General features: G+C 71.4%; 5 protein-coding genes. All 5 read left to right on the top strand.

Features of this window, described 5'->3' with window-relative positions:
- Positions 1-2338, top strand: a 2338-nt coding sequence (locus AOJ26_RS17270) for a bifunctional SulP family inorganic anion transporter/carbonic anhydrase (protein WP_053849198.1), incomplete at its 5' end; no start/stop codon positions are given.
- A gap of 398 nt (positions 2339-2736) precedes the next feature.
- Positions 2737-4695 carry an acetate--CoA ligase gene (gene acs / locus AOJ26_RS17265; protein WP_053849197.1) on the top strand — a complete coding sequence of 653 codons (1959 nt, stop codon included), beginning with the start codon at positions 2737-2739 and terminating at the stop codon, positions 4693-4695.
- 150 nt (positions 4696-4845) lie between these two features.
- Positions 4846-6264, top strand: a complete 1419-nt coding sequence (nhaA, locus tag AOJ26_RS17260; protein ID WP_053849196.1) for a Na+/H+ antiporter NhaA — start codon at positions 4846-4848, stop codon at positions 6262-6264.
- Between the two features lie 75 nt (positions 6265-6339).
- Positions 6340-6846, top strand: a complete 507-nt coding sequence (locus AOJ26_RS17255; RefSeq protein ID WP_053849195.1) for a phage holin family protein — start codon at positions 6340-6342, stop codon at positions 6844-6846.
- The gene (locus AOJ26_RS17250; RefSeq protein ID WP_053849194.1) at positions 6843-7784 is read left to right on the top strand and encodes an alpha/beta fold hydrolase; all 942 of its coding nucleotides are present in this window, start codon (positions 6843-6845) and stop codon (positions 7782-7784) included. Before AOJ26_RS17255 ends, AOJ26_RS17250 begins: the two co-directional genes overlap by 4 nt.
- The last annotated feature ends 167 nt before the right edge of the window (positions 7785-7951 follow it).

Here is a 7951-nt window from a genome sequence, read left to right as displayed (position 1 = left end):
CCACAGCCCCCCGCCGACCCCGCCCCGCCGGTTCCGCATCGCGGGCGCCGACGTGTCGGCATCGATCGCGGTCTTCCTGATCGCCCTGCCCCTGTCCCTGGGCATCGCCCTCGCCACCGGCGCACCCCTCCAGGCCGGCCTCGTGGCCGCCGCCGTCGGAGGGATCGTCGCCGGCAAGCTGGGCGGCTCCCCGCTCCAGGTCAGCGGCCCCGCCGCCGGCCTCACCGTGGTCACCGCCGACCTGATCCACCGTTACGGCTGGCGGACCACCTGCGCCATCACCGTCCTGGCCGGAGTGGCCCAACTCGGCCTCGGCTGCCTGCGCGTGGCCCGCACCGCGCTCGCCGTCAGCCCCGCGATCGTGCACGGGATGCTCGCCGGCATCGGCGTCACCATCGCCGTCGCCCAGTTGCACATCGTCCTCGGCGGCACCCCGCAGAGCTCCGTCCTCGACAACCTCCGCGCCCTGCCCGCCCAGTTGGCGCGGTTGCAGCCCGCCTCGGTCTCGGTGAGCGCGCTGACCCTGGCGCTGCTGTTCCTCTGGCCGCGCATCCCGGGCCGGGCGGGACACCTTCTGCGCAGGATCCCGGCCGCGCTCGTCGCCGTCGCCGGAGCCACCACCGCCGCCTGCCTCGCCGGGCTGGCCGTGCCGAAGGTCGATCTGCCGTCCTGGAGCAGCCACGCGCTGGCCGGACTGCCCGAGGGTCCCGTGCTGGGGCTCGTCGCCGCCGTGCTGACCACCACCCTGGTGTGCAGCGTGCAGTCACTGCTGGGCGCGGTGGCCGTCGACAAGCTGGCGTCCGGACGCCCCGACCTGATCGCCGCGAACACCGGCACGGGCCGCGGGGTCCGCGTCGGCCGCTCCGACCTGGACCGCGAACTGCTCGGCCAGGGCGCCGCCAACATCGTCTCCGGCTCCCTCGGCGGACTGCCCGTCGCCGGTGTGGCGGTGCGCAGTTCCGCGAACGTCCAGGCGGGTGCCGTCAGCCGGAACTCCACGATGCTGCACGGCGCTCTCGTGGTGATCGCCGCGCTGCTGATGGTCCCGGTCCTCGAGTTCATCCCGCTCGCCTCGCTCGCCGCCCTGGTGATGTCTGTCGGCATCCAGATGGTGTCCCTGCACCACATCCGCACGGTGACCCGGCACCGGGAGGTCCTGGTCTACGCCGTCACCACCGTCGGCGTGGTCGTGTTCGGCGTCCTGGAGGGCGTGACGCTGGGCATCGCCGTCGCCGTCGCAGTCGCCCTGCACCGCCTCACCCGCACCCGGATCACGCACTGCGAGAGGGAAGGGGTCCATCACGTACACGTACGCGGGCAGTTGACGTTCCTCGCGGTGCCGCGGCTCAGCCGGGCCCTGCATCTGGTCCCCCAGGGGGCGGACGCCGTCGTGGAGCTGGACGGGTCGTTCATGGACCACGCGGCGTACGAGTCGCTGCACGACTGGCAGAAGACGCACACCGCGCAGGGCGGCTCCGTCGAGCTGACCGGCCGCAGACCGGGGACGCGCATCGCCGAGCCGTCCGACGACGGCCACTGCCGCTGCCGCCCCTGGACGGCCTGGCGCAACCACCAGTGCGAGCGCCCGTACACCGCGCAGGCCGCCGCGGACGCCGACGCGTCCGGCGAACCGGGTGCCGCGCAGGCCCCGGGCGGGCCACGGGAGTCGAGCGGGCACGACCTGGCGCGTGGCATCAGCGCGTTCCAGCGCAACACCGCGCCGATCGTGCGGGGCGAGCTGGCCCGGCTGGCGCGCGAGGGCCAGCAACCGGACCAGCTCTTCCTCACCTGCGCCGACTCGCGGCTCGTCACCTCGATGATCACCTCCAGTGGTCCGGGCGACCTGTTCGTGGTGCGCAATGTGGGCAACCTCGTCCCCCGGCCCGGTGAGGAGAGCGGGGACGACTCGGTGGCGGCCGCGATCGAGTACGCGGTGGACGTGCTGAAGGTGCGGTCCATCACGGTGTGCGGGCACTCCGGCTGCGGGGCCATGCAGGCACTGCTCGACGCCGAGCCGGGCGGTGCCGGGACCCCGCTGAAGCGCTGGCTGCGGCACGGACTGCCCAGCCTGGAGCGGATGGCCGACGGCGGCCGGCCCTGGGCCAGGCTTGCCGGGCGGGCGCCCGCCGACGCGGTCGAGCAGCTCTGTCTGACCAACGTGGTCCAGCAGTTGGAGCACCTGCGCGCCCATGACTCGGTCGCCCGGGCCCTGCGGGAGGGGCGGCTGGAGCTGCACGGGATGTACTTCCACGTGGGCGAGGCCCAGGCGTACCTGCTCACCGGCGGGGACGGGGACGGGCTGTTCGAGCACGTGGAGGCGGCGGACCTGTCGGCGTGAGCCCCCGCGGGGTGCGGTCTCTCTAGGGGGATCCGCACCCCGCCAAGCCTCGCGCTCGCACGGCGGAGTGCGACGCGGCGCCGATGGAACTCCGCCAACGGCCCCGGCCGACGGTCAGCCCCGTGTCCGTGTCCGTGCTCCCGGCTCCCGGCTCCCGTCCCCCGGAGACTCGCCGTCGGACGTCGACGCCGCTTCCGCCGTACTCCGGCAGGAGTGTGAAAGGCGTTACACCTGCTGAACTCCGCCTGGTCGGCGTCCGTGGGTACGGATGACCCGGGCCGCCGGACTCGACGAGTCCACAGGTCTAAACCAATTGTCGGTCGACCCTTGTCATCGCATCCGCGGTCTGATGAGCTGTGGCCTGGGACACAACGGACACCCTGGGAAAGGCAGATGCCGTGAGCAACGAAAGCCTGGCCAACCTGCTCAAGGAAGAGCGCAGGTTCGCACCCCCCGCCGACCTGGCCGCGAACGCCAACGTCACGGCGGAGGCGTATGAGCAGGCCAAGGCTGACCGGCTGGGTTTCTGGGCCGCGCAGGCCCGCCGGCTGAGCTGGGCCAAGGAGCCCACCGAGACACTGGACTGGTCGAACCCGCCGTTCGCCAAGTGGTTCCAGGACGGCGAGCTCAACGTGGCGTACAACTGCGTCGACCGGCATGTCGAGGCGGGCCACGGCGACCGGGTCGCCATCCACTTCGAGGGCGAGCCGGGCGACAGCCGCGCGATCACCTACGCCGAGCTCAAGGACGAGGTCTCCAGGGCCGCGAACGCCCTGCTGGAGCTGGGCGTCCAGAAGGGCGACCGGGTCGCCGTCTACATGCCGATGATCCCCGAGACGGCGGTCGCGATGCTCGCGTGCGCGCGGATCGGCGCCGCGCACTCCGTGGTCTTCGGCGGCTTCTCGGCGGACGCCCTCGCCACCCGCATCCAGGACGCCGACGCCAAGGTAGTCATCACCTCCGACGGCGGCTACCGGCGCGGCAAGCCGTCCGCGCTCAAGCCGGCCGTCGACGAAGCGGTCGGCAAGGCCGGCAACGTCGAGCACGTGCTGGTCGTCCGCCGCACCGGCCAGGAGGTCGCCTGGGACGACAGCCGGGACGTGTGGTGGCACGAGATCGTCGAGCGGCAGTCGGCCGAGCACACCCCGGAGGCGTTCAACGCCGAGCAGCCGCTGTTCATCCTGTACACGTCCGGCACCACGGGTAAGCCCAAGGGCATCCTGCACACCTCCGGCGGCTACCTCACCCAGACCGCGTACACCCACCACGCCGTCTTCGACCTCAAGCCGGAGACCGACGTCTACTGGTGCACGGCGGACGTCGGCTGGGTCACCGGGCACTCGTACATCGTCTACGGCCCGCTCGCCAACGGCGCCACCCAGGTCATGTACGAGGGCACCCCGGACACCCCGCACCAGGGCCGCTTCTGGGAGATCATCCAGAAGTACGGGGTGACGATCCTGTACACGGCGCCCACCGCGATCCGCACCTTCATGAAGTGGGGCGACGACATCCCCGCGAAGTTCGACCTCAGCAGCCTGCGGGTGCTGGGCTCGGTCGGTGAGCCGATCAACCCCGAGGCGTGGATCTGGTACCGCAAGCACATCGGCGCCGACCGCACGCCGATCGTGGACACCTGGTGGCAGACCGAGACCGGCGCGATGATGATCTCCCCGCTGCCGGGCGTCACCGCGACCAAGCCCGGCTCCGCGCAGACCCCGCTGCCCGGCATCTCCGCGACCGTCGTCGACGACGAGGCGAACGAGGTCCCGAACGGCGGAGGCGGCTACCTCGTCCTCACCGAGCCGTGGCCGTCGATGCTGCGCACCATCTGGGGTGACGACCAGCGCTTCCTCGACACCTACTGGTCGCGCTTCGAGGGCAGGTACTTCGCCGGGGACGGCGCCAAGAAGGACGACGACGGCGACATCTGGCTGCTGGGCCGCGTCGACGACGTCATGCTGGTCTCCGGCCACAACATCTCGACCACCGAGGTCGAGTCGGCGCTCGTCTCCCACCCCTCGGTCGCCGAGGCGGCCGTCGTCGGTGCCGCCGACGAGACGACCGGGCAGGCCATCGTCGCCTTCGTGATCCTGCGCGGCACGGCGAACGCCGAGGACGAGGGGCTCGTCAACGACCTGCGCAACCACGTCGGCGCCACCCTCGGCCCGATCGCCAAGCCCAAGCGGATCCTGCCGGTGGCCGAGTTGCCCAAGACCCGCTCCGGCAAGATCATGCGCCGTCTGCTGCGGGACGTCGCCGAGAACCGCCAGCTCGGTGACGTCACCACGCTGACGGACTCCACGGTCATGGACCTCATCCAGGCCAAGCTGCCGGCCTCGCCCAGCGAGGACTGACCGGGCTCTTGATCACGGGGGTGCCGGGCGCGCGTGCGCGCCCGGCACCCCTTTTAGGTAAACTAAACAAAAGAGCGTGACCCTCAAGGTGTGCCGGGAAGTCTGGTCGGCGAGCAGCACTGCCCTGTCCACCGACCGGAGGTCCCCCTGATGCCCGCGCCCACTCGTAAGGTCCTCGGACGCCTCTCCCTCCCCGAGCGCACCTTCGTCGCGGACGCGCTGCGCACCGAGACGGTCGGCGGTGTGCTCCTGCTCATCGCCGCCGTCACCGCCCTGATCTGGGCGAACGTCCCGGCGCTGCACGACAGTTACGAGAGCGTCAGCCACTTCCACCTGGGTCCCGCGACCCTCGGTCTCGACCTGTCGATCGAACACTGGGCCGCCGACGGCCTCCTCGCGGTCTTCTTCTTCGTGGCGGGCATCGAGCTCAAGCGCGAGCTGGTCGCCGGTGACCTGAAGGACCCGAAGGCGGCCGCGCTGCCCGTGGTCGCGGCCCTGTGCGGCATGGCCGTACCGGCCCTCGTGTACGCCGTCACCAACCTCACCGGCGACGGCTCCCTGTCCGGCTGGGCCGTGCCCACCGCCACCGACATCGCGTTCGCGCTCGCCGTGCTCGCCGTCATCGGCACCTGGCTCCCGAACGCGCTGCGCGCCTTCCTGCTCACCCTCGCCGTCGTCGACGACCTCTTCGCGATCCTGATCATCGCCGTCTTCTTCACCGCCGACATCGACTTCGCCGCGCTCGGCGGCGCGGCCGCCGGCCTCGTCGTCTTCTGGGCGCTGCTGCGCAAGGGCGTGCGCGGGTGGTACGTCTACGTCCCGCTCGCGCTGGTGATCTGGGCGCTGACGTACAACAGCGGCATCCACGCCACGGTCGCGGGCGTCGCGATGGGCCTGATGCTGCGCTGCACCAGGAGGGAGGACGAGCAGCACTCCCCCGGCGAGCACATCGAGCATCTCGTACGGCCGCTCTCGGCGGGCCTGGCCGTCCCGCTGTTCGCCCTCTTCAGCGCCGGTGTCTCGGTGTCGGGCGGCACGCTCGGGGACGTGTTCACCCGGCCGGAGACGCTGGGCGTGGTGCTCGGGCTGGTCCTCGGCAAGACGCTCGGCATCTTCGGCGGGACCTGGCTGACGGCCCGCTTCACCCGGGCCTCGCTCAGCGACGACCTCGCATGGGCCGACGTGTTCGCGGTGGCCACGCTCGCCGGCATCGGCTTCACCGTGTCCCTGCTCATCGGCGAGCTCGCCTTCGACGGCGACGCGACGCTCACCGACGAGGTCAAGGCGGCCGTACTCCTCGGCTCGCTCACCGCGGCAACCCTCGCGACCGTGCTGCTGAAGCTGCGCAACGCCAAGTACCGCAGGCTGTTCGAGACGGAGGAGCGCGACGAGGATCTCGACGGCGTTCCGGACATCTACGAGGAGGACGACCCGGCGTACCACCTGCGGATGGCGGCGATCCACGAGCGCAAGGCCGCCGAGCACCGCCGGATCGCCGAGCGCCAGACCGCCGAGCGGCTTGCCGAAGTGACGGGCGGGGCAGGCGAGGAGGACGACCGTCGGGCATGATCTGACGGGACGGTACAAAAGACACGGACATGCAGAGCCACGTCCCACACCGAGTCAGTGAAGAGGGAGACCGCGATGAGCGCACCCGACGGCAGCCCGGTCGGCGCCGAACGCAGCATCGGCCAACTGTTCGCCTCGGCGACGACCGAGATGTCGGCATTGGTGCACGACGAGATCGCGCTGGCGAAGGCGCAGCTCAAGCAGGACGTCAAGCGCGGCGCGATGAGCGGCGGCGCGTTCAGCGTGGCCGGCGGGGTGCTGCTGTTCTCCCTGCCGATGCTCAACTTCGCGCTGGCGTACGGCATCCGGACCTGGAGCGACTGGAACCTCGCGGTCTGCTTCCTGCTGTCCTTCGCCGCCAACGTCCTCGTCGCGCTGGTCCTCGCGCTGATCGGTGTCGTCTTCGCGAAGAAGGCGCAGAAGGGCAAGGGCCCGCAGAAGGTCGCCGCCTCGGTGAAGGAGACGGCCGGCGTGCTCCAGAACGCCAAGCCGCACCCGCGTCCCGGCAACGACAACAAGGCCCTGGAGGAGCGGGTCCGGGAGACGAAGGCCATCGAGGCTGTGGCACGCTCGACATCATGACCGACCCCGCCACCCCTTCGGCGCAGCAGCCCGCCTCCCTCGTACGGCCCGACGGTCCCTGGACGCACCGGGACGTGGCGGCCAACGGCGCGCGCTTCCACATCGCCGAACTGGGCGACGGACCGCTCGTGATGTTCCTGCACGGCTTCCCCCAGTTCTGGTGGACCTGGCGCCACCAACTGGAGGCGCTCGCCGACGCCGGCTTCCGGGCCGTGGCCATGGACCTGCGCGGCGTCGGCGGCAGCGACCGCACCCCGCGCGGCTACGACCCCGCCAACCTCGCCCTCGACGTCACCGGCGTGATCCGCTCCCTCGGCGAGCCGGACGCCGCTCTGGTCGGCCATGACCTGGGCGGCTACCTGGCGTGGACGGCGGCCGCGATGCGTCCCAAGCTGGTACGGCGGCTCGCGGTCGCCTCGATGCCGCATCCCCGGCGCTGGCGCTCGGCGATGCTCTCGGACCTCAGGCAGACGCGCGCCGGTTCCTACATCTGGGGGTTCCAGCGGCCCTGGGTCCCGGAGCGGCAGCTCACCGCGGACGACGGCGCGCTGGTCGCCGAGCTGATCCGGGACTGGTCCGGCCCGCGGCTGCCGGACGACAAGGCGGTGGAGACATACCGCGCCGCGATGTGCATCCCCTCGACGGCGCACTGCTCGATCGAGCCGTACCGCTGGATGGTGCGCTCCCTGGCCCGGCCCGACGGGATCCAGTTCAACCGGCGCATGAAGCGGCCCGTCCGCGTGCCGACCCTGCATCTGCACGGTTCGCTCGACCCGGTGATGCGGACCAGGAGCGCGGCGGGCTCCGGGGAGTACGTCGAAGCGCCGTACCGCTGGCGGCTGTTCGACGGCCTCGGGCACTTCCCGCACGAGGAGGATCCGGTCGCCTTCTCGACAGAACTGATCAACTGGCTGAAGGATCCCGAACCCGATCGGTGACCGAAAGTGCGCGCCCGGTATCCGGATCTGAACGCCTGTCCTACGAACGGCCACTTGCCCCGCGCATAGGCCAATTGGGGGGCGTGGGGGCGGTTATCGACCTTGGGGCGGGGGCACACGACCGGGCATGGGCTGGACGCACGACTACAGTGCCGCAGCACGCAATC

It is taken from the genome of Streptomyces sp. NRRL B-24085 (assembly GCF_001282115.1).
In the GTDB taxonomy this organism is placed as follows: domain Bacteria; phylum Actinomycetota; class Actinomycetes; order Streptomycetales; family Streptomycetaceae; genus Streptomyces.
The sequence above is the reverse complement of the archived record's forward strand: the minus strand, read 5'-3'. Positions and strand labels throughout refer to the sequence as shown.

What these genes read in the sequence shown, in the direction of transcription:
- nhaA (WP_053849196.1), top strand. Translation starts at nt 4,846, where the DNA reads ATGCCCGCGCCCACTCGTAAGGTCCTCGGACGCCTCTCCCTCCCCGAG.
- AOJ26_RS17255 (WP_053849195.1), top strand. Translation starts at nt 6,340, where the DNA reads ATGAGCGCACCCGACGGCAGCCCGGTCGGCGCCGAACGCAGCATCGGC.
- AOJ26_RS17250 (WP_053849194.1), top strand. Translation starts at nt 6,843, where the DNA reads ATGACCGACCCCGCCACCCCTTCGGCGCAGCAGCCCGCCTCCCTCGTA.